The 20,791-nt window shown below is 74.1% G+C and carries 24 protein-coding genes; 9 read left to right on the forward strand and 15 right to left on the reverse strand.

Features of this window, described 5'->3' with window-relative positions; all coding sequences use genetic code 11:
• The first annotated feature begins 20 nt into the window (after window positions 1-20).
• Entirely contained in the window at window positions 21-185 is a 165-nt protein-coding gene (locus tag DQ237_RS19660) for a hypothetical protein (protein WP_166509515.1), read from the forward strand.
• Window positions 186-347: 162 nt separating this feature from the next.
• Here DQ237_RS19660 and DQ237_RS06065 read toward each other — a convergent pair whose 3' ends face one another.
• The gene (locus DQ237_RS06065; protein ID WP_113798149.1) at window positions 348-1,673 is read right to left on the reverse strand and encodes a sulfate adenylyltransferase subunit 1; all 1,326 of its coding nucleotides are present in this window, start codon (window positions 1,671-1,673) and stop codon (window positions 348-350) included.
• A 68-nt stretch (window positions 1,674-1,741) separates the two neighbouring features.
• Here DQ237_RS06065 and DQ237_RS06070 point away from each other — a divergent pair, with 68 nt between their 5' ends.
• The gene (locus DQ237_RS06070) at window positions 1,742-1,960 is read left to right on the forward strand and encodes a hypothetical protein (protein WP_113798151.1); all 219 of its coding nucleotides are present in this window, start codon (window positions 1,742-1,744) and stop codon (window positions 1,958-1,960) included.
• On the opposite strand, the gene cysD is transcribed toward DQ237_RS06070, so the two are convergent.
• The 6 genes from cysD to DQ237_RS06100 all read right to left on the reverse strand — a co-directional run bounded on the left by cysD (window position 1,951) and on the right by DQ237_RS06100 (window position 7,740).
• Window positions 1,951-2,859, reverse strand: coding sequence for a sulfate adenylyltransferase subunit CysD (gene cysD / locus DQ237_RS06075; protein WP_113798567.1), 909 nt, complete (start codon window positions 2,857-2,859; stop codon window positions 1,951-1,953). The genes DQ237_RS06070 and cysD overlap by 10 nt on opposite strands.
• Window positions 2,860-2,945: 86 nt before the next feature.
• Window positions 2,946-3,686, reverse strand: coding sequence for an inositol monophosphatase family protein (locus DQ237_RS06080; RefSeq protein ID WP_113798153.1), 741 nt, complete (start codon window positions 3,684-3,686; stop codon window positions 2,946-2,948).
• Window positions 3,677-4,399, reverse strand: coding sequence for a PaaI family thioesterase (locus tag DQ237_RS06085; RefSeq protein ID WP_240619443.1), 723 nt, complete (start codon window positions 4,397-4,399; stop codon window positions 3,677-3,679). Before DQ237_RS06085 ends, DQ237_RS06080 begins: the two co-directional genes overlap by 10 nt.
• 22 nt (window positions 4,400-4,421) lie before the next feature.
• Complete coding sequence (locus DQ237_RS06090; RefSeq protein WP_113798155.1) at window positions 4,422-5,936, reverse strand: cell wall metabolism sensor histidine kinase WalK; 1,515 nt, start codon at window positions 5,934-5,936, stop codon at window positions 4,422-4,424.
• 15 nt (window positions 5,937-5,951) lie between these two features.
• Window positions 5,952-6,716, reverse strand: a complete 765-nt coding sequence (locus tag DQ237_RS06095; protein WP_240619444.1) for a response regulator transcription factor — start codon at window positions 6,714-6,716, stop codon at window positions 5,952-5,954.
• A 229-nt stretch (window positions 6,717-6,945) separates the two neighbouring features.
• Window positions 6,946-7,740: a siderophore-interacting protein gene (locus DQ237_RS06100; RefSeq protein WP_113798158.1), complete on the reverse strand. Its 795-nt coding sequence runs from the start codon at window positions 7,738-7,740 to the stop codon at window positions 6,946-6,948.
• Between the two features lie 105 nt (window positions 7,741-7,845).
• On the opposite strand from DQ237_RS06100, the gene DQ237_RS06105 reads away from it, so the two are divergent.
• Both DQ237_RS06105 and DQ237_RS06110 read left to right on the forward strand, forming a co-directional pair.
• Window positions 7,846-8,055 carry a DUF2945 domain-containing protein gene (locus DQ237_RS06105; RefSeq protein ID WP_113798160.1) on the forward strand — a complete coding sequence of 70 codons (210 nt, stop codon included), beginning with the start codon at window positions 7,846-7,848 and terminating at the stop codon, window positions 8,053-8,055.
• Window positions 8,056-8,100: 45 nt separating this feature from the next.
• Window positions 8,101-8,559 (forward strand): DUF2795 domain-containing protein, encoded by a 459-nt coding sequence (locus tag DQ237_RS06110; RefSeq protein ID WP_113798162.1) that lies wholly within the window; start codon window positions 8,101-8,103, stop codon window positions 8,557-8,559.
• A 3-nt stretch (window positions 8,560-8,562) separates the two neighbouring features.
• Here DQ237_RS06110 and DQ237_RS06115 read toward each other — a convergent pair whose 3' ends face one another.
• Window positions 8,563-9,363 carry a hypothetical protein gene (locus DQ237_RS06115; protein WP_113798164.1) on the reverse strand — a complete coding sequence of 267 codons (801 nt, stop codon included), beginning with the start codon at window positions 9,361-9,363 and terminating at the stop codon, window positions 8,563-8,565.
• A gap of 247 nt (window positions 9,364-9,610) precedes the next feature.
• On the opposite strand from DQ237_RS06115, the gene DQ237_RS06120 reads away from it, so the two are divergent.
• Window positions 9,611-11,545, forward strand: coding sequence for an LCP family protein (locus DQ237_RS06120; RefSeq protein WP_240619445.1), 1,935 nt, complete (start codon window positions 9,611-9,613; stop codon window positions 11,543-11,545).
• Here the strand turns inward: DQ237_RS06120 and DQ237_RS06125 are convergent.
• From DQ237_RS06125 to DQ237_RS06155, 7 genes are all read right to left on the reverse strand, one after another.
• Entirely contained in the window at window positions 11,526-12,080 is a 555-nt protein-coding gene (locus tag DQ237_RS06125) for a GNAT family N-acetyltransferase (RefSeq protein WP_113798168.1), read from the reverse strand. The two genes, DQ237_RS06120 and DQ237_RS06125, sit on opposite strands and share 20 nt — an antisense overlap.
• 23 nt (window positions 12,081-12,103) lie before the next feature.
• Window positions 12,104-12,883 carry a phosphate ABC transporter ATP-binding protein PstB gene (pstB, locus tag DQ237_RS06130; protein WP_113798171.1) on the reverse strand — a complete coding sequence of 260 codons (780 nt, stop codon included), beginning with the start codon at window positions 12,881-12,883 and terminating at the stop codon, window positions 12,104-12,106.
• Window positions 12,884-12,903: 20 nt separating this feature from the next.
• Window positions 12,904-13,986, reverse strand: a complete 1,083-nt coding sequence (gene pstA / locus DQ237_RS06135) for a phosphate ABC transporter permease PstA (RefSeq protein ID WP_113798173.1) — start codon at window positions 13,984-13,986, stop codon at window positions 12,904-12,906.
• The gene (gene pstC, locus DQ237_RS06140; RefSeq protein ID WP_113798175.1) at window positions 13,986-14,930 is read right to left on the reverse strand and encodes a phosphate ABC transporter permease subunit PstC; all 945 of its coding nucleotides are present in this window, start codon (window positions 14,928-14,930) and stop codon (window positions 13,986-13,988) included. Before pstC ends, pstA begins: the two co-directional genes overlap by 1 nt.
• A gap of 121 nt (window positions 14,931-15,051) precedes the next feature.
• Window positions 15,052-16,164 (reverse strand): phosphate ABC transporter substrate-binding protein PstS, encoded by a 1,113-nt coding sequence (gene pstS, locus DQ237_RS06145; RefSeq protein ID WP_113798177.1) that lies wholly within the window; start codon window positions 16,162-16,164, stop codon window positions 15,052-15,054.
• Between the two features lie 188 nt (window positions 16,165-16,352).
• A complete protein-coding gene (gene mshD / locus DQ237_RS06150) occupies window positions 16,353-17,249 on the reverse strand; it encodes a mycothiol synthase (RefSeq protein ID WP_113798179.1) in 897 nt (298 codons plus the stop codon).
• A gap of 7 nt (window positions 17,250-17,256) precedes the next feature.
• A complete protein-coding gene (locus tag DQ237_RS06155) occupies window positions 17,257-18,003 on the reverse strand; it encodes a response regulator transcription factor (RefSeq protein ID WP_113798181.1) in 747 nt (248 codons plus the stop codon).
• A 166-nt stretch (window positions 18,004-18,169) separates the two neighbouring features.
• Between DQ237_RS06155 and DQ237_RS06160 the strand changes: the two genes are divergently transcribed.
• The 4 genes from DQ237_RS06160 to DQ237_RS06175 all read left to right on the forward strand — a co-directional run bounded on the left by DQ237_RS06160 (window position 18,170) and on the right by DQ237_RS06175 (window position 20,767).
• Window positions 18,170-18,994 (forward strand): hypothetical protein, encoded by an 825-nt coding sequence (locus DQ237_RS06160; RefSeq protein WP_113798183.1) that lies wholly within the window; start codon window positions 18,170-18,172, stop codon window positions 18,992-18,994.
• A gap of 13 nt (window positions 18,995-19,007) precedes the next feature.
• Window positions 19,008-19,697, forward strand: coding sequence for a DUF2993 domain-containing protein (locus DQ237_RS06165; protein WP_113798184.1), 690 nt, complete (start codon window positions 19,008-19,010; stop codon window positions 19,695-19,697).
• 41 nt (window positions 19,698-19,738) lie between these two features.
• Window positions 19,739-20,188 carry a thioredoxin family protein gene (locus tag DQ237_RS06170; RefSeq protein WP_240619446.1) on the forward strand — a complete coding sequence of 150 codons (450 nt, stop codon included), beginning with the start codon at window positions 19,739-19,741 and terminating at the stop codon, window positions 20,186-20,188.
• Between the two features lie 150 nt (window positions 20,189-20,338).
• Window positions 20,339-20,767, forward strand: coding sequence for a DUF4395 domain-containing protein (locus DQ237_RS06175; RefSeq protein WP_113798187.1), 429 nt, complete (start codon window positions 20,339-20,341; stop codon window positions 20,765-20,767).
• Window positions 20,768-20,791: the final 24 nt, after the last annotated feature.

Raw genomic sequence — 20,791 nt, forward strand, 5'->3', positions numbered from 1 at the left:
CCCACAGGAAGGGGACTGCGATGAGCGAGCCCAACACCCACGCCGCCGGCGAGGGGATCTCCGACGAGGAGATGATCGAGACCGTCGCCGGTCAGACCGACAGCGCGTCGGAGAACGCCGACGTCGCCGGCAAGGACTGGGACGGCGACCCGAGCGCCGCGCCCGCGCCGACCGACCAGGCCTGAGCCGCACGACCCCGCGCCGCCCCCGTCCCGCATGTCGGGCCGGGGGCGGCGCTGCGTCCGGACCCCGGCGGCCCGGAACGATCAGGTGACCTGATCGTCATGGGTCCTCCCTCGTGGTCGACCGTGAGGGAGGACCCGGAACGGTGAGGGAGGACGGGGCTGCTAGCTGCCGGGGACGAGCATCCCGGCGCCGACGGTCGCGTTGGTGGCCTCGTCGACGAGGATGAACCGGCCGGTCACCCGGTTGCGCGCGTAGTCGTCCACGAACAGCGGCTGCGTGGTGCGCAGCTTCACCCGGCCGATGTCGTTGAGCCCGAGCTCGCCGGCCTCCTGGTCGCGGTGCAACGAGTTCACGTCGAGCCGGTACTGCAGCTCCTTGACCATGCCGCGCACCGTGCGGGTCGTGTGCTTCACGGCGAGCCGCTGCCGCGGGCGCAGCGGCTCGTCGGTCATCCAGCACACCAGCGCGTCGAGGTCCTGGGTGACGTGCGGAGCGTTCGCCGGCCGGCAGATCATGTCCCCGCGCGAGACGTCGAGGTCGTCGGCGAGCCGCACGGTCACCGCCATCGGCGCGAACGCCTCCTCGACCGGTCCTCGGGGGCCGTCGATGCCGGCGATCGTCGTCGTCAGACCGCTGGGCAGCACCTGCACCTCGTCGCCGGTCCGCAGCACGCCGCTGGCGACCGTCCCGGCGTAGCCGCGGTAGTCGTGGTGGGCATCGGACTGCGGGCGGATCACGAACTGCACGGGGAAGCGGACGTCGACCAGGTTCCGGTCGCTGGCCACGTGCACGTGCTCGAGGTGGTGCAGCAACGAGGGGCCGTCGTACCAGGGCGTGTGCTCCGACCGCCGGACGACGTTGTCGCCGTGCAGCGCGGAGATCGGCACCACGGTGAGGTCGGGGACGTCGAGCTTGGCGGCGAAGGCGCTGAACTCGTCGCGGATCGCCTCGAACGTCGCCTCGGACCAGTCGACGAGGTCCATCTTGTTGACCGCCACGACCAGGTGCGGCACGCGCAGCAGCGAGGCCAGGAAGGCGTGCCGGCGGCTCTGCTCGACCATGCCCTTGCGCGCGTCGACCAGGACGATCGCCAGGTCCGCGGTGGAGGCGCCGGTGACCATGTTCCGCGTGTACTGCACGTGGCCCGGGGTGTCGGCGAGGATGAACGTGCGCCGCGGGGTGGCGAAGTACCGGTAGGCGACGTCGATCGTGATGCCCTGCTCGCGCTCGGCGCGCAGCCCGTCGGTCAGCAGCGCCAGGTTCACGTAGTCGCCACCGGCGCTGGCGCGCTCCACGGCCTCGTACTGGTCCTCGAAGACGGCCTTGCTGTCGTAGAGCAGTCGGCCGATGAGCGTGCTCTTGCCGTCGTCGACCGAGCCGGCGGTGGCGATCCGCAGGATGTCCTTGCGCGCGGCGGCGATCTCGGCGGCCTGCTCGGCCGCGCGGGAGTGGAGGTCGACGGCGGGGTCCGGGTGCGGAGCGGTCATCGGGAGATCTCCTGGCAGAGGACGGCGGCGCGGCGGACGCTGGGGGCCGGCGTCCGGGGAGGCAGCGCGTGTTCGTGGTGGTCGTGGCGGTGCCCGCGCTGCTCGTGGTCGTCCTGGGCTACGTCGTCGGGCACGCGGTCGCCACGCAGGTATGCGCCGCGCTGGGGGTGGAGACGCAGCGGCCGCCGGAGGTGGCGGGCTGGGTCACCGGGCTGGTGCTGCTCGCCGTCGTGGTCCGGGCGCTGGTGCACCGCCGGCGCAGCCGGAGGGCGGGCCATCAGAAGTAGCCCTCCTTCTTCCGGTCCTCCATCGCCGCGTCGCTCACCTTGTCGTCGCCCCGGGTGGCGCCGCGCTCGGTCATCCGGGTCACCGCGATCTCGGCGATGACCTCCTCGACGGTCCGCGCCTCGGACGGCACGGCGGCGGTCAGGTTGGCGTCGCCCACGGTGCGGTAGCGGACGCTCTCGCGGCGCACCTGCTCGCCCTCGCGCGGGGTGATGAACTCGTTGACCGCGTAGAGCATCCCCTGGCGCTCGACGACGTCGCGCTCCTGCGCGAGGTACAGCGGCGGGATGGCGATCTGCTCGCGCGCGATGTACTGCCAGATGTCGAGCTCGGTCCAGTTCGACAGCGGGAAGACGCGGATCGACTCGCCCAGGTGGATGCGGCCGTTGTAGAGGTCCCAGATCTCCGGGCGCTGGTTCTTCGGGTCCCACTGGCCGAACTCGTCGCGGAAGGAGAACATCCGCTCCTTGGCGCGGGCCTTGTCCTCGTCGCGCCGGGCGCCGCCGAACAGCGCGGTGAACCCGTGCTCCTCGACGGCGTCGAGCAGCACCGGGGTCTGGATCCGGTTGCGGGAGCCGTTGGGCTCCTCCTTCACCGTGCCGGCCGCGATCGCGTCGGGGACCGAGGCGACGACGAGCTGCACACCGAGCTCGGCGACCCGCTTGTCGCGGAACTCCAGCACCTCGGGGAAGTTCAGCCCGGTGTCCACGTGCATGACCGGGAACGGGATGCGGGCCGGGGCGAACGCCTTGCGGGCCAGCTCAAGCATCACGATGGAGTCCTTGCCGCCGGAGAACAGCAGCACGGGCCGCTCGAGCTCGGCGACGACCTCGCGGATCACGTGGATGGACTCGGCCTCGAGCGTCTCCAGCTGGCTGAGCCGGTAGTCGGGGGTCGTCACGGGGCTGGGCTCCGGGGGATCGAGGACGGGGTGCAGCACAGTGCGCCAACCCCATCGGGTCGGTGCGGATTCCCCTCCAGTGTCCGCTATCGCCCCGCGCGAGCCGCAGCCAGCACCCGGTCGGCCAGCTCGGGGCGGGCCACGACCAGGTCGGGCAGCGAGGGATCGGGCGCGTTGTAGACCAGGGGCGATCCGTCCAGGCGGCAGGTCACCAGGCCCGCGGCCCGGGCGATCGCCACCGGGGCGGCGGAGTCCCACTGGTACATGCCGCCGGAGTGCACGTAGGCGTCGACCTCCCCGCGGACGACGGCGAGGGTCTTGTAGCCGGCCGACCCCATCGGCACCAGCTCGCCGTTCGTCGCGCGGGCCACCGCCTCGGCCTCGGCCGGGGGACGGGTGCGGCTGACCGCGATGCGGACCGGTCCGTCCGGGCGCGCCGGAAGGGGCGGGACGGGGTCGGTCACGTGCACCTGGCCGAGCGCCGGCAGCGCCACCGCGGCGGTGACCAGGTCGCCGCCGGTCCACAGCGCCACGTGCACCGCCCAGTCGTGGCGCCCGGGGTCCGAGTACTCGCGGGTGCCGTCGAGCGGGTCGACGATCCACACGCGGTCGGCGGTCAGCCGGCGGTCGCTGTCGGCCGCCTCCTCGCTGAAGACGACGTCGTCCGGGCGCTCGGCGGTGAGCAGCGCCAGGATCGCGCGCTGGGCCGCGGCGTCGCCGGCGTCGCCCAGGGCCCGGCCCTCCAGCCCACCGGACCGGAGGGGGAGCAGCGCGGTCGCGGCGGCCTGTGCCGCGGCGGCCGCGACGGCGACGTCGGTCAGCTCCACTGCACCGCGGTCGCGTCGCCCGGCCGGCGCGGCGGGGTGTGCTTGCCCGCGGCGTCGGTGATCGAGCCGAAGTACGCCTGGGCCTTCTCCGGGCGCGGCATGACGAAGATGCCGCGCGCCTCCACCAGCGGCTTGTCCGGGGCCGAGGCGAGCGCGATCGTGCCGGCGATGACCGACTTGCGGCCCTCGTTGCTGTCGACCCAGGCCCGCAGGACCAGGGGGGTCTCCAGCGGCAGCGGCCCCCGGTAGTCCAGCTCGAGGTGGGCGGTCATGCCCCACAGGCCCGCGGCCCCGGCCGCGCTGCCCAGCAGCTGGTCCATGAACAGGGCGCTCATCCCGCCGTGCACGTAGCTGGGCGGGCCCTCGTAGGCCACCCCGAGGGTGACCTCCGCGGCGACGCCGTTCCCCTCCCGCCGCACCAGCAGCGGCGGGGCGATCGCGTTGCCGATGCCGACGACGGGGTTGAACACCCGACGGCCCACGGAGGGGTCGTCGAGCACGGGCAGCTGGGCGGCGGGCCGACGCGAGGTGCTGATGCGGGCCGTCGCCTCGCGCACCAGCTCGGCGGCGGCCGCGATCTCCGCGGCGGGCACCGTGCTGACCACGGAGGCCTCGATGAGCTCGCGCAGCGCCGCACCCAGATCGGTGGACGCCGTCATCAGCTCGGCGTCGTAGGGGGCCCCGGCCTCGGGGGCGCCGTCGTTCGTCGTCACCCCCAGATGGTCGCAAGCGCCGTCACGACGGCGTCGCGGGACCCCCGCCCGGACCGCCGCGCGAAAGCCGCACGGTGACGGCGAGGCCCGCGCCGGGTGCGGTCTCCAGCTCTGCGGAGCCGCCGTGCGCGGCGGCGAGCGAGGCCACGATGGCCAGCCCCAGGCCGGTGCCGCCGGCGGCCCGGGTGCGGGAGGCGTCGGCCCGGTAGAAGCGCTCGAACGCGCGGGCGGCGTCGGCGTCGGCCATGCCGGGCCCCTCGTCGGCGACGCGGAGCAGCAGCACGTCGGCGTCGTCGGGGTCCTGGGCCACCGACACCTCCACCCGGGTGTCGACCGGGGTGTGGGTCAGGGCGTTGGTGACCAGGTTGCCGACGACCTGCCGCAGCCGGCTCTCGTCACCGATCACGACGGGGACGTCGGTCAGCGACTCGTCCAGGTGCAGGCCGATCGGGCGCTCCGGCTGGACGGCGCGCGCGTCGTGGACCGCGTCGCCGGCGACGGCGGCGAGATCCACCGGCGCCATGGCCAGGGGGCGCTGCTGGTCCATGCGCGCCAGCAGGAGGAGGTCCTCCACCAGCAGTCCCATGCGGCCGCCCTCGGCCTCGATCCGCTCCATCAGGCGGGCCACCTCGTCGTCGGACCGGACGGCGCCCTGCCGGTAGAGCTCGGCGAAGCCGCGGATCGACGTCAGCGGTGTGCGCAGCTCGTGACTGGCGTCGGCGACGAACCTCCGCATCCGCTGCTCGGAGCCCCGGGCCTGCTCCTCGGAGGCCTGCTGGGCGTGGAAGGCGCTCTCGATCCGCCCGAGCATGCCGTTGAGCGCGGTGGAGAGCCGGCCCACCTCGGTGCGTTCGTCCCCGGCGGGCACGCGCCGGGACAGGTCGCCGTCGGCGATGGCCCGTGCGGTCGACTCGACCTCCGCCAGCGGCCGGAGGCTGTTGCGCACCAGCAGGTAACCGGTGGCGCCCAGCAGCGCGAGGACGACGAGGCCGACCACCACCTCGATCGCGACCAGCCGGCCGATGACCTGCTCGTCGCCGCTCAGGTCGCGGGCGATGAGCGCGGTGTAGCCCTCCGGGAGCTCGACCGCGGCGACCCGCCAGGAGGTGCTGCGGTCCTCCGCGGGGACGGTGAACATGTGCGGTGGCCGCACGTGCTGCGGCCCGTCCAGGGCGCGGTCCTCGACGCGGGCGGCCAGTCGGCCGAGGTCGGGGCGCTGGTGCTCCTCGCCCGCCGGGCCGGCCAGCACCACCAGCTCGTCCCCGTCGGGGGACAGGCAGGCGAGGTAGTCGCTGGCCGGGTACGGCTGGGTCTCGACGGTGCACTGCCGGAGCACCGAGACGCGCTGCTCCGACACGCGGTCGGCGGTCAGCCGCAGCTGGGCGTCCTGCTGTTCGGTGAGGTAGCCGCGCAGCAGTGAGGTGGCGGCGAGCCCGGTGGCCAGCAGGGCGACGGAGACCAGTGCGACCAGCAGGGCGACCAGGGTGACCCGCAGGGGTACGCGCGGGAACCGGTGCTGGTCCGACCGGGCGGTCATGGCGTCATCGCGGGATCAGGACCCCCGGGGGAGCCGGAGCGTGTAGCCCACCCCGCGGATGGTCTGCAGGAGGCGCGGCTCGGTGGTGTCGATCTTGCGGCGCAGGTAGGAGATGTAGGACTCGACGACGTTGGCCTCGCCGTTGAAGTCGTAGTTCCACACGTGGTCCAGGATCTGCGCCTTCGAGAGCACCCGCCCGGCGTTGGCCATGAGGTAGCGCAGCAGCTTGAACTCCGTCGGGGAGAGGCTGATGACCTCACCGGCCTTCACGACCTCGTGGGTCTCCTCGTCCAGCTCGATGTCGGCGAACGTCAGGCGAGGGGCCTCGGTGGCCCGCTGCGCGGACGAGGTGCGCCGGAGGACGGCGCGGATGCGTGCGACGACCTCGTCCAGGCTGAAGGGCTTGGTGACGTAGTCGTCGCCGCCCAGCGTCAGCCCGGAGACCTTGTCCTCGGCGGCGTCGCGCGCGGTGAGGAACAGGACGGGGGTGTGCCGACCGGACTCCCGCAGCCGCCGGACGACGCCGAAACCGTCGAGCCCGGGCATCATCACGTCGAGGACGAGCAGGTCGGGGCGGAACGACGAGGCCAGCGCGAGGGCCTGGTGCCCGTCGGCGGCGGTGGCCACCTCGAACCCGGCGTAGCGGAGGCTGGCCGACAGCAGCTCGCGGATGTTCGGCTCGTCGTCTACCACGAGCAGGCGGGCCTCGGGTGCGGGGCCGCCGGTTGGCTGGTTCCCGGACACGGCTCCTCCGGTCGCGTGCGCCGATGCGGTCGTCATGGTCCGAGGTTCGGTTCCCCGCCTGCGCCGGGACTGGACGCTACCTGTGAACTTGCTGTCAGCCCGCCCGCGCACTCTTCCCCGTGATCATGAAGTTCGGGAAGCGGCGCGCCGTCCTCACCCGGCGAGTCCCTTCCCGAACTTCATGATCACGCGGGATCGGGTGGAGGTGCTGGGTGGAGGTGCTGGGTGGAGGTGCTGAGGAGCGGGGGGCGGGGGCGGGGCCGGCTCAGCCGGCGGGGGACATCGCGCGACCGCGCCGCCAGTAGCCGATGGCGTGGTGCTGGGCCCGGCCGAGCCCCCACCGGCCGCGCAGGTCGGCGCGGATGGCTCGGACCGTCGCGGACTCCGCACCCACCCACGCGAAGACGTCGTCGCCCTCCGGTCGCTCCAGGGCCGCGACCGCGTCCACCAGCAGGGTGCTCTCGCCCGGCGGGGTGCCTCCCCGGTGCAGCCAGTGCACCGCGATCCCCGGGGGCCCGGCCAGCGGCTGCTCCTCCTCGGGTCCGGCGACCTCGAGGAACGCCACCCCCGTGGTGCCGGCGGGCGCGGCCGCGAGCAGTCGGCTGATGGCCGGCAGGGAGGTCTCGTCCCCGGCGAGCAGCAGCCATCCGGTGAACCGCTCGGCCAGCGATGCGGCCCCGGCCACCGCGAGGACGGCCCCGGGTCGGGCCGCCGACGCCCACGCCGCAGCGGGGCCGTCGCCGTGCAGGACGAAGTCGATGTCCACCTCGCCGAGGTCGGGGTCCTGCCGGCGCGCGGTGTAGCTGCGCAGGGCGACGCCGTGGCTGCCCTGCGGCCAGACGATGCGGCCGTCCCGCTGGATGCGCGGCCACTGCGGGGCCGGGTCGTCGGGGCGGGGGACGAGCAGGTTCACGGTGGGCCCGGCCGCCGACACGGCCGCGGGTGCCCCGGAGAGGGTCACCCGGCGCACCGAGGGGGTCACGTCGGTCACCGCGACGACGGTGAGGACGTCGGCCGGGCGCGTGCCGTCGGTGAACACGGCGCCATCAGGGGAGGTCACGTCGCTCCAGCCTAGGTGTGCGCCCGGTCGCGGGTGAGCCATGTGTGCCGCGCCGCCCCGACGGGCACGGCACGGACAGCACTGTCCACGAGCAGGGAGCAGGCGATGTCGGGCGATCCGGAGAAGGGTGACCACGTCACCTGGCAGAGCCACGGCCAGACGGTCGAGGGCACGGTCGAGCGGAAGATCACCTCCGACACGGAGGCCTCCGGCCGCACCGTGCGGGCCAGCGACGACGAGCCCCAGTACGAGGTCCGCAGCGACAAGACCGGCAAGACGGCCGTGCACAAGCCCGGCGCCCTGCACGAGGACTGATCCACCGGCCCGGGACCGCCCGGGCCAGAACACGAGGGAGACACCGTGACCGAGTCCGCAGGCCAGTTCGCCGGGGCGTCCGAGCGCAGCACCAAGCACAACCCGCGCCTCGACGAGGAGCTCGAGCACGAGATGCAGGGGATGCTCAAGGCCGAACGCGCCACCCGCGCGCACGAATGGCGCGAGGTCGAGCCGGTCGCCGAGGGCGAACCGGACCTCTCGGCGGACCCGAACGGTGCACTGATCGGCGGCACGCCGGTCGGCATGACCCCGGACGCCGTGGCCGCCCGCGCGGAGCTCGCACGCTGGCTGGACCGCGCCGACTTCCCGAGCACCGGCCCGGACCTGGTCGAGGCCGCGCTGGACCACCGTGCACCCGACGCCGTCGTGGGCGAGCTGCAGCGGCTGCCCGAGGGGGAGACCTTCGAGCGCATCGGGGACGTCGTCCGGGCGCTGGGCTACCCGACGGAGACCGGCCCGGGGCCCGGGGCCTCCGAGGGGTAACCCTCAGGCGTCGGTCGCTTCCCGGGCCTCGTCCTGCGCGATCTCCTCCGCGCCGCGGCGGCGGAACAGGCGAGAGCCCGGGAAGCCCTTCACGATCTGGCGCATGTCCTGGACGGTGTCCACCAGGTCGTGGACGTCGGTGCCCACGGACCCGAGGGTCTCCAGCACCGGCAGGATGTCCTCGTCCAGGTGGGTGACCAGCCGAGGCAGCTGGTCGATCAGCCGGACGAGAGCCTCCACCTCGTCCGGGTCCACCGTCGCGGCCAGTCGCCGGACCGCCGGGGCGAGCGCGGTCAGGGCCGGCTCGTAGTCGGCGAGCATCGGCTCGACCCGGCCGAGCATGCCCTCGGCCCGGTCGACGATCGCGTCCGCCCGGCCGGTGGTGCCACCGACCCGCTCGATGGCGTCGTCGGCCTTCTGCTGGGTCTCGCCGACGCGGGAGATGGCGTCGTCGGCCTTCTGCTGGGTCTCGCCGACGCGGGAGATGGCGTCGTCGGCCTTCTGCTGGGTCTCGCCCACGCCCGCGATCGCGTCGTCGGCGCGGGAGCGGGTCTCCTCCAGGCGGTCGATGGCGCCCTCGGCGCGCCCGCGGGTGCCCTCGAGCCGGTCGATCGCCCCGTCGGCGCGGTCGACCACGCCGTCGACCCGGTCGAGCAGCCCGGACACCCGGTCCAGGAGCTCCTCCATCCGGCCCAGCGCGCTGAACGCCCGCGGCACGAGGTCCAGGGCATCGCTCACGCCGTCGCGGACCCCGCTGACGAGGCCGAGCGCGTCGGAGGGGCCGGGCACGGAGGGCAGGCGCATCGCAGTGACGCTACGCATCCTGCCGGTCGTGCACCATCCGGTTGCCCGCGCCATGAACCATCGTGTACCGCGCGTCGGCGTGGCAACGACGCGAACGCCCGTATCGTGGGTCGACGGACACGTGCACGCGGACGACGAAAAGGTGTCGACACCTGTGGGGGATCAGCCGACGCGGGACGGCGGGGACGGCCGCGGCGTCCCCGGTCGATCCCGTCGTGGGCACTCTCCGGAGGGCGCCGTCGAACCGGTGACCGTCGAGCAGCTCCTGGCCCGCCAGGGCGACGGCGTCGGCCGGCGCCGGGCCTCCCGGCGCGCCGTCGAGCCGGAGCCGCAACCGCAGGCACCGGTCCGTCGGGCGCCGGCCGGGCGGGCATCCGGACTGCCGCCGGCCCGTCCGGAGGAGCCCCCCGCCGTCCGTGCCGGGCTGCCCCCCGTCCCCGGAGCCGGCCGACCCGCGGGCGGTGCCCAGCCGGGTCTGCCACCCGTCCCCGGAGCGCAGGCCGGGTTCCCGCCCGTTCCACCGGCGCCGCAGGTGCCCGGACCGGCCGACCAGCTCCCCGTCCCCGCCGTCCAGGCGGGGCTGCCGCCCGTGCCCGGGAGCGCCGCCTCGCTGTGGGCGCCCGCCGATCGCCCGTCGCGGCGCAGCGGTCCGATCCCCCCGCTGCCGGGTCTCGCCGTCCCGCCGGCTCCGGCGACCCCGCCGGTGCAACGGCGCACCCGCGCCAAGGACCGGCCACCCCCCAGCCCCGGCCGCCGTCGGGCCGTGCGGGTGGTCACCGCGCTGGCCGCCCTGCTCGGCGTCGTCGTCCTGTACCACCTGGCGCTCTACTTCTACGTCGACCAGCGCATCGACCGGGTGGACGCGCTGGCGACCGACGGCCCCGAGGTCCTGGCTCCGGAGCTCCAGGACGCCGCGGACACCTACCTCGTCGTCGGCACCGGAGTTCCCGGGCAGACCGGAGCCGCGTCGGTGGCCACGCTGGTGGCCTCGGTCTCCGCCGACGGTGACCGGGCGGTGCTGGTCAGCGTGCCGCCCACGGCCCTCGTCGACACCCCCGTCTGCCGCACCCCCGACGGCGATCTGCGCAACCCGGTGACCGAGGCCTTCGCCAGCTCGCTGCTCGACGGCGGTCCGGCATGCATGGTGCGGGCGATCCAGCAGCTGTCGGGTCTGCGCATCGACCACTACCTGGGCGTGGACCTCGCCGGCCTGCCGACGATGGTCGACGCGCTGGGCGGCGTTCCGGTGTGCATCGTCCCGACCGAGGCCACCGCGGCCGCGGCCCAGCCGCCGCCGCCCGGTCCCTCGCAGCTGTCGGGCGAGGCCGCGTCCGGCTTCCTCGAGCCGGGTGACACCGGTACCGACGTCACCGGCGCCGCGGTCGCCGAGCGCGCGCAGCGGCTGCTCACCTCGACCCTCCGCGCGGCGATGTCCGGCGGCACGCTGCTCGACCCGGTCACCCTGGCCCGGTTCCTCAACCGCGCCTCCGACAGCCTGACGGTCGACGAGCAGACGACCCTGGGCGACCTGCGGGTCCTGGCCTCATCCCTCGGTGACCTCTCGGGCGACGCGGTCCAGCGGGCCGGGCTGCCGGTCGCGCAGGTCGGCTACGTGCCGGCCGGCTCCGACGACGCCTTCGTGGTCCTCGACCGGCCGGCGACCCGCGCCCTCTTCGACGAGGTCATCGACGGCACCCGACTGCCCGCGGAGGTCCTCGAGGCCCAGCGCGCGGCCCAGACGGCGGCCTCCCAGGCGGCCGAGGCGCCGCAGCCCGCCCCCGAGCAGCCGACCGGCCCGGCGCCGCTCACCGTGGCTCCGGGCGCGATCACCGTCGACGTGCTCAACGGCACCGGGACGACGGGGCTCGCCGGGACCGTCGCCGAGGCGCTGCGCGGCCAGGGCTTCGGCGTCGGCACCGTCGGCAACGAGGAGGGCACGGTCAACGAGACGGTCGTCCGCTTCGGGCCGGGGGCGGAGGAGCAGGCGCGGACCGTCGCCGCCGCGGTGCCGAACTCGGTGCTGCGGCCCAGCGATGCGGTCGGTGCCGCGGTGCAGCTGGTCATCGGCCCGGGGTACTCGTCGGTGGTCCCGGTGCAGGTCGGCGCTCCGGTGGCGGCCGATCCCGGCCCCGAGACCACTCCGGCCGATCCGCAGCCGGAGGTCAGCCCGGTCCGGTGCTGACGGCGGTGGGTTCCTCCATCGCCTCGTTGAGCACCTGGAACAGGACGTGGTCCTGCCACCGGCCCCCGACGTGCAGGTAGCGGGGCGCGAGGCCGTACCGCTGGAAACCGTTGCGCGCGAGCACGGCCTGGGAGGCGACGTTGTCCACCAGCGTGCCGGCCTCGAGGCGGTGCAGGCCGAGTTCGTCGAACGCGAGCCGCACCACGTGCGCCAGCGCCGCCGCGGCCAGCCCCTGCCGGGTGTACCGCTGGGCCACCCAGTACCCGACGACGGCGGACTGCAGGGGACCGCGCACGAGCCCGCTCAGCGTGATCTGGCCGGCCACCTCACCGTCCGGACCGAGCACCACGAGCGGGACACCGGTCCCGGCGGTGTGGCCGGCCAGCCCGTCGGCGATCCGCGTCCGCTGGCCGGCCTCGGTGTAGAACGACTCCTCGCGGTGCGGCTCGTAGGGCGCGAGGAACCCTCGGTTCTCCCGCAGCAGGGCGGCGAGGGCGGGGGCGTCGTCGAGGGTGACCAGCCGGGGAGGGAGCACCCGGGCATCCTCCCAGCCGGCGGTCAGCCGAAGCGGCCGGAGATGTAGTCCTCGGTGGCCTTCTCGTCGGGGCTGCTGAAGATCTTCTCCGTCGGGTTGAACTCGATCAGCCGGCCGGGCTGGCCCACGCCGGAGAGGTTGAAGAAGCCGGTGGACTCGCTCACCCGGGCGGCCTGCTGCATGTTGTGCGTGACGATGACGATGGTGAAGCGCTCCTTGAGCTCCGTCATCAGGTCCTCGATCGCCAGGGTCGAGATCGGGTCCAGCGCCGAGCAGGGCTCGTCCATCAGCAGGACGTCGGGCTCGACGGCGATCGCGCGGGCGATGCAGAGCCGCTGCTGCTGACCGCCGGACAGGCCCGACCCCGGACGGTTCAGCCGGTCCTTGACCTCGTTCCAGAGGTTGGCGCCCCTGAGCGAGCGCTCGACCAGGTCGTCGAGGTCGGACTTCCTCATCTTCTTGGCGTTGAGCCGCAGGCCCGCCGCGACGTTGTCGTAGATCGACATCGTCGGGAACGGGTTGGGGCGCTGGAACACCATGCCGATCTGGCGGCGGACGTCGACCGGGTCGACGTCGGAGCCGTAGAGGTCCTGGCCGTCCATGACGACTTTCCCCTCCACCCGGGCGCCGGGGATGACCTCGTGCATGCGGTTCAACGACCGCAGGAAGGTCGACTTGCCGCAGCCGGACGGTCCGATCAGGGCGGTGATGCTCCGCGGCTCGATGGAGACGTTGACGCTCTGCACGGCCAGGAAGCTGCCGTAGTAGATGTCGAGGTCGGAGACGTCGATGCGCTTGGCCACAGGTTCCTCCGATGGGTCGGTCAGCGACCGGTCTTGGGGGCGAAGAAGCGGCTGATCAGGCGCGCGACGACGTTGAGCGCCATGACCAGGATGATGAGCAGGAGGGCCGCCGTCCAGGCCCGGTCGATCGCCGGCTCGGGCGGCACTCCCGGCTGGGTGAGCTGGTAGAAGGCGAAGACCGGCAGCGTGGACATGCGGCCGTCGAACGGGTCGAGGTTCGTGCCGTTGACCAGGCCCACGGTCACCAGCAGCGGAGCGGTCTCGCCGACGACGCGGGCGATGGCGAGGGTGACGGCGGTGCCGAGACCGGCGATGGAGGTGGGCAGCACGACCCGGAGGATCGTGCGCCACTTCGGCACGCCGAGGGCGTAGCTGGCCTCGCGCAGCTCGTTCGGGACCAGCTTGAGGACCTCTTCGGAGGAGCGGACGACGACCGGGATCATCAGCACCGACAGCGCGACGGCGCCCATGATCCCGAGCCGGATGCTCGGCCCGGAGAAGAGCGCGAACAGGGCGAAGGCGAACAGGCCGGCGACGATCGAGGGGATGCCGGTCATCACGTCCACCAGGAAGGTGATGGCCCGCTTGAGCCGCCCCGTGCCGTACTCGACCAGGTAGATGGCGGCGAGCAGCCCGATCGGGACCGAGATCAGCGCGGTGAGCAGCGTGATGATCAAGGTTCCGGCGATCGCGTGGTACGCCCCGCCGCCCTCGCCGACGATGCCCAGCATGGAGGAGTTGAAGAACTCGCCGTCCAGCCGGCGCACCCCGTTCTCCAGCACCGTCCAGACCAGCGAGACCAGGGGCACCATCGCGATGCCGAAGGCGCAGGTCACCAGGCACGTGACGAGCCGGTCGAACGCCTTGCGGCCGCCCTCCACCCGGCGGGCCACGACGTAGAGCACCAGGGTGCCCAGCACCACGCCGTAGACGACGGTCAGCGTCAGGCTGAACCCGGTGGCGGCCGAGAGCCCCGCGCCCAGGAGGACGCCCAGGCCGAAGAGCCCGGTCGGCGCGAACCGCGGGAGCTGCCGCCGGGAGCGGAGGGCGGGGTTCCGGGCAGGAGTGGCCGCGACGGCGTCGGGCCGCAGATCGGTGCTCATCAGTTGGCTCCGGAGAAGTCGGCCCGCCGGTTGACGATCCACCGGGCGAACATGTTCACCGCGAAGGTGATGACGAACAGGGCCAGGCCGCTGGCGATGAGGGCGTTGACCTCGATCCCGGTGGACTCCGGGAACTTGAGGGCCACGTTCGCCGCGATCGTCGACGGGTTGCTCTGGCCGATCAGGTTGACCGTGATCCCGCCGGAGCCGGAGAGGACGAGGGCGACGGCGAGCGTCTCGCCGAGCGCCCGTCCGAGGCCGAGCATGGCGCCGCCGATGACCCCGGAGCGCCCGTAGGGCAGGACGGCCATGCGGATCATCTCCCAGCGGGTCGCGCCCAGGGCGAGCGCGGCCTCCCGGTGCAGGGCCGGTGCCTGGCCGAAGACCTCGCGGGAGATCGCCGAGATGATCGGCAGGATCATGATCGCCAGCACCAGGCCGGCGGTCAGCATCGTCCGACCGGTCACGGACGCGGGGCCGGCGAAGAACGGCAGGAAACCCAGGTGCTCCTCCGCCCAGCCGTAGAAGGGCACCAGCGCCGGGGCGAGGGCGGCGATGCCCCAGAACCCGTAGACGATGCTGGGGATCGCGGCGAGCAGGTCCATCACGTACCCCATGAGCGTCGCGAGCCGGGGCGGTGCGTAGTAGGTGATGTAGAGCGCGATGGCGACCGCGAGCGGGGTCGCGACGAGCAGGGCGATCACCGCCGCCAGCAGCGTGCCGAAGACCAGCGGGGCGATGTAGGCGGTCAGGCCGTCGCCGCCCGGGATGTCCTCGGCGGGGGCGACGACGGCGGGCCACGCCTCGCTGACGAGGAACGCCGCGACGCCGGCCAGGACGACCAGGATCAGGATCCCGGCGCCGGTCGCGCTGCCGGCGAAGATCCGGTCCCCGGGCCGTCGTCGGGGCCGAGGCGGGGCGGGGGGTGCGTCGGTGGTCGTCACCGGGGTGGCTCCGTCGCGTCGAGGAGGGTCGGTTCGAGGGGGCGGACGTGCGACGCGGCACGGCGGCCCGAGGTGTCCACCGGGGACATCTCGGACCGCCGCGCCGGTGCGGGCCGGTGGATCAGGCGCCGGCCGTGATCGCGTCGACGGCGGACTGCGCCTGGTCGCGCAGCTCGTCGGAGATCGGCGAGCTGCCGGCGTTCTTCGCCGCGGCCTCCTGGCCGTCCTCGCTGATCACGTAGCCGGCGAAGGCCTTCACGAGGTCGGCCTTGTCCTGGTCGTCGTACTGGATGCAGCCGATCAGGTAGCTGACCAGCACGATCGGGTACTCGTCGGCCGACTCGGTGGTGCGGTTGACCTTGACGGCGAGGTCGTGCTCGCCGCGACCCTCGACCCGGTCGGAGTTGGCGACGACAGCGGCCGCGGCCTCCGCGGACGGGGCGACGAACTCGTCGCCGACCTTGATCTTGGCGATGCCCAGGTCGCCCGCCTGGCTCTCGTCGGCGTAGCCGATGGCGCCGGCGCCCGCCTTGACGGCGTCGATGACGCCCTTGGTGCCGTTCGCCGCCTCGCCGCCACCGGTCGGCCACTCCTCGACGACCCCGGCGGTCCAGACGTCACCGGCGGTCTGGTCGAGGTAGTCGGTGAAGTTCTTGGTGGTGCCGGACTTGTCGGCCCGGTGCACCGGGGTGATCGCGGTGCTCGGCAGGGAGGCGTCCGGGTTGTCCGCGGCGATGGCCGGGTCGTTCCAGGTGGTGATCGAGCCGTTGAAGATGCCCGCCACCGTCGCCGGGGAGAGGTTCAGGTCGTCGACGCCCTCGAGGTTGTAGACGACGGCGATCGCCGAGATGTAGTTCGGCAGCTCGAAGACGCCGGCGTCGCCGCACCGGGTCGTGGCCTGCGTCAGCTCCTCGTCGTCGAGCGCGGAGTCCGAACCGGCGAAGTCGGTGCCGCCCTCGGCGAGGAACTGCTCGCGGCCACCGCCGGACCCGACCGGGTCGTAGCTCACGTTCACGTCGGGCTGCTCGCCGTTGAAGCCGGCCTGCCACGCCTGCATGGCGGCCTGCTGGGCGCTGGAGCCCGCGCCGACGAGGTCACCGCTGAGCTGCTCGGCCGAGCCGGTGGAGTCCGCGGAGTTGCCGCCCTCGTTGGAGGCCCCGCACGCCGCGAGGGAGAGGGAGGTGGCGAGGGCCGTGGTGAGGACCACGGCGCGCGCCGTGCTGCTGAGCTTCAACTCAGTGCCTTTCGACAAAGGAGACCCGGACGTCGGTGCCGGGCTGATGTGGTCGAACGGCGAGGACGCTAGGGAGCGCAAGTGGCCTGATCACCGGTGTTCGGTGAACGCACGGTGAACGAGCGCTGAGGAGTTCGGCGAGCGGTGGTGGCGGCCGTCACCCAGGGGGAGGATCTCCCGTCGGACGGTCAGCGGGCGCCCGGCTCGCGATGCCAGGAGACGTCCACGGCGAACCGGCGGAATCCACGCCCCTCGTAGAGCCGGACCGCGCTGGTGTTGTCCTCCTCGACGTAGAGCAGCACCTCGGCGAGGCCCTGGGAGCGCAGGTGGGCGAGGCCGAGATCGGTCAGCGCCCGGCCCAGCCGCATGCCCTGGGCGGCGGGGTCCACGCCCAGCACGTAGACCTCGCCCACCGGGTCGGGTCCGGCGTCGCCCGCCGGGTGCACCTTCGTCCAGTGCGAACCGAGCAGCTCACCGCCCTCGGCCGGGTCGCCACGCCACGCCATCAGGAAGCCGGCGGGGTCGAACCAGGGTTCGGCCTCGCGCCGCCGCAGGTCCTCCAGCGTCATCCGGCCCTGCTCGGGGTGCCAGGAGAAGGCGCGGGTGTTGACCCGCAGCCATGCCTCCTCGTCGCGGCCCGGCACGAAGGGCAGGACCCGCACGTCGCCCGGGAGCTCCGGCCGGGGGTCGGGGTCCACGCCGGTGAGGTCGCGGCGCATCTGCAGCAGGACCCGGGCCCGCCGGAAGCTCCGGGAGGAGAGCAGCTCGGCGGAACCGGGCAGGTCGCCGTGCGCCCAGATGCTCAGCGGCCGGTCGCCGGCGGCGTGCAGCAGCTGGTCGAGCAGGGTGCGACCCATGCCGCGCCGCCGCAGGTCGGGGTGCACGACCAGCTCGGCGACCCCGTCGTCGTACCGCGCGTAGCCGGCGAGCCGGCCGTCGTCCGCGCGGACGACCAGGTCCGATCCGCCGGGCGAGCCGTGCTGCAGGCGCAGCTCCGCCTCCTCCGACAGCGGGCGGACCCCGTCCGCGGCCGCCGCGGCCCGCAGGAGCTGGAGGATCTCGGCGACGTCGGGGGAGCGGCTCACCCGGTCATCAGACCAGCTCGGCGTCCGACCGGTCCTCGGAGGTGGTCGCCCGGGCGGCCTTCGCCGTCGCGTCGGCGACCTGCTGGTCGAGCTTGTAGCCGACGTTGCGCACGGTGCCGATCAGCGCCTCGTGCTCGGTGCCGAGCTTCGCGCGCAGTCGCCGGACGTGGACGTCGACGGTGCGGGTGCCGCCGAAGTAGTCGTAGCCCCAGATCTCCTGGAGCAGCTGGGCGCGGGAGAACACCCGCCCCGGGTGCTGCGCGAGGTACTTCAGGAGCTCGAACTCCTTGTAGGTGAGGTCGAGCGAACGACCGCGGAGCTTCGCCGAGTAGCTGTGCTCGTCGATGACCAGCTCGCCGGCCTGGGTGAGGCCGCCGTCGGCACCGTCGGCGGGTGCGGCCGCGGCCAGCCGGCGGGCGGTGGCCCACTTGAGGCGGGCGTCGACCTCGGCGGGACCGGCGGTGTCGAGGAGGACGTCGTCCACCCCCCAGTCGGCCGACAGCGCGACCAGACCGCCCTCGGACAGGACGGCCACGAGCGCTGCCGCGACGCCGGTGGAGGAGAGCAGGCCGCACAGGGTGCGCGCGCGGACGAGGTCGTGGCGGGCGTCTACGAGGACGACATCGCCGGCCTCGCCGTCGAGCAGGCTGGAGAGCTCGGGCGCGACCACGCGGACCTGGTGGGGGAGCAGGCCCAGGGCGGGCAGCACCTCGGTCGTCGCCTGCCGGGCGGCGGTCATGAGCACGAGTCGCATGGCGTCTCCTCAGGGGTCCAGGGTCGGCGGTCGCCGACCGGACCTGCGACAACGCTGTCGAGGTGAGAGGGCAGGATAGCGGACGCCGGGCCCGGACACGCCCGATCGCCGCGACGGATCCGCTCGTCGGCCGCCTCGGACGCCGGGCTTCTGAGACGATCGCGGCGTGAGTCCCACCGCCGCCCTGCCCGAGACACCGGACCGGGCGCACCACCTGCCCGCCGCCGGGCTGGCGGCCCTGGCGACCGCGGTCCTCGCCGGTCTCCCCGCCGTCCTCGACGAGGTGGGCGCGCTGGCCGGGGTGCTGGTGCTGCAGCTGGCGCTGGTGCTCTCGTGGGTGATGGTGGCCCGGTTGCGCGGGGCCACGGCCTCGCTGGTGGTGGGCACGGCGGCCGCGGTCGCCGCGGACCTGGTCCTCGTGCTGCCCGACCGCCCCGAGATCGGCGGACTGCTCGCCGTGCTCGCCGTCGGGTTCCTCGTCTCCGTGGTGCAGCAGATGCTGCGTTCGCCGCGGCACCGCCTGGTCGACTCGCTCGCCGGCGCCGCCCTCCTCCTGACGGCGGTCGGCGCGCTCGCCGCGCTGCTGCTGCTCGGGCGCGAGGACGAGGGGCGGCTGGTCGTCGCCGGGCTCGCCGCCGGGACCGCGCTGGTGGTCGGCCACCTCGTGGACCAGGTCCTCCCCCGCCCGGTGGTCGCCGAGGGGGTGCCCCGGGGGCTGGTCGGCACGGTGGTCGCCGTCGTCGCGGGTGCGGCGGTGGCCTTCCTGGCCCGGGAGGTCGCCGATCTGGGGATGCTGCGGTCGGCCTTCGTCGGCGCGGTCGTCGCCGGCGTGGTCGCGCTGGTGGCCGTCGCCGCCAGCTACGTCGCCGTCGAGGCGGCGGCCGAGGGGGTCCCCGACGTGGTGTCCCCGTGGGTGCTGACGGTGGTGCAGGTGGCGTTGCCGCTGGCCGCCACGGCGCCGGTGGCCCTCGGTCTGCTGTCGGTGCTGTGACGGTGCTGGCCCCGTGAAGGTGCTGGCGGTGCTGCTGGTCCTGCTCCTCGGTGCCGGCGTGCTGCTCGACCGGGTGGCGGTGGGCGTCGCCGAGGCGCAGGTCTCCCGTCAGCTCGCGGCGACGGCGGGGCTCGCCGGCCGGCCCGACGTCGAGGTGCGCGGCTTCCCCTTCCTGACCCAGGCCGTCGGTGGCCGCTACGACGAGGTCCGCATCTCCCTGACCGCCGAGCAGCTCGGCCGTCCCGCCGGGACCACGGCCGACGTGGTGCTGCGCGGGGTGCGGGTGCCGCTGTCCGCGGTGCTCGCCGGCGACGTCGAACGGGTGCCGGTCGACCGCATCGACGGGACGGCGACCCTGTCCTACGGCCTGCTCGCCGACCAGCTGGGCGGGAACACCACCCTGCGCCGCGAGGGCGACGGGCTGCGGATCACCCGGACCGTCGACGTCCTCGGGTACACGCTGCCGTTGACGGCGGTGGGCACGGTGGCCCTCGACGGGGACGTGCTGGTGATCGACGTCGAGCGGGCGACCGGCGCGGGCGTCGACGTCCCGGGCTTCCTGGTCGACCGGGTCAGCGACCTGCTGGACCTGCGCTACCGGGTCGAGCTGCCCTTCGACCTGCGGCTCACCGAGGTCACCCCGGCCGCGGACGGCGTCGACGTCCGGGTGGCGGCACGCGACACCGTGCTCGGCGCTCCGTGACGACCGGGAACAGGCTCCGCCGGCCGCGGGTTGGTGCGGACGTGGACCGGACCGGGCTGGTGGTGCTGGCCGCGGCCCTGCTCGTGACGGTCGCGGCCGGCTGGTGGCTGCGCACGCGCAGCGGTGCGGTGCGGGCGACGGGGGAGGACGCGATGGCGGTGACCACGGTCTTCGAGCGGCTGGGCGTGCGCGCGGGCGAGGCGGACCTGACCGTCGTCCAGTTCTCGACCGCCTTCTGCGGCCCCTGCCGCGCGACGAAGGCGCGGCTGACGCAGCTGCAGGCGACCCGCCCGGGGCTGGCCACCGTGCACGTGGACGCCGAGAGCCACCTCGACGAGGTCCGTGAGCTGGACGTCCGGCGGACGCCGACGCTGTTCTACCTCGACCGCACCGGCGCGGTGGTGGGCCGCAGCAGCGGCGCTCCTCGCCCGGCCGAGCTGGTCGCCCTCGTCGATGCCCACGTCGGGGCCGGGACCGACGGCGTGTCGTGATCGGTTACCCTCGCCCCATGGGCCTCATGCTGACCTCGCGCCGCACAGTGGACCTGTGCCGCGTCGGCAGCTGCCTGTGTCCGACCTGCTGAGGTCGGCGCCCCGACCGACCAGACGTGCCCCGTCCGCCGTCCGAAGGTCCTCACTCCCATGACCGCACCCACGCAGATCGACGTGCGTGCCCCGCGCTTCGCCGCGACCGTCACCGCTGTCGTCCTCGCCGTCGCCCTGCTGGCCGGTAGCGGGTGGATCGTCGCCGCCCAGGCGGCGGTCTTCGCCGTCGGCGCGGCCGCGGGGCTGCGGCGTTCGCCGTACGGCCTGCTGTTCCGCCGGGTGGTGGCGCCGCGGCTCGGCCGGGTCCGCGAGACCGAACCGGAGGCGCCGCCGCGGTTCGCCCAGGTCGTCGGCCTGCTCTTCGCCGTCGTCGGCGCGGCGGGCTACCTGCTCGGCGCACCGGTCGTCGGCGCCGTCGCCACCGGCTTCGCGCTGGTGGCGGCCCTGCTCAACGCGGCCACGGGCTTCTGCCTGGGCTGCGAGCTCTACCTGATCGCCCGTCGGGCCCTGCCGGCCCGCATCTGACCGCACACGACCGCACCGACTTTC

Source organism: Blastococcus sp. TF02-8, assembly GCF_003319175.1.
Lineage (GTDB): Bacteria > Actinomycetota > Actinomycetes > Mycobacteriales > Geodermatophilaceae > Blastococcus.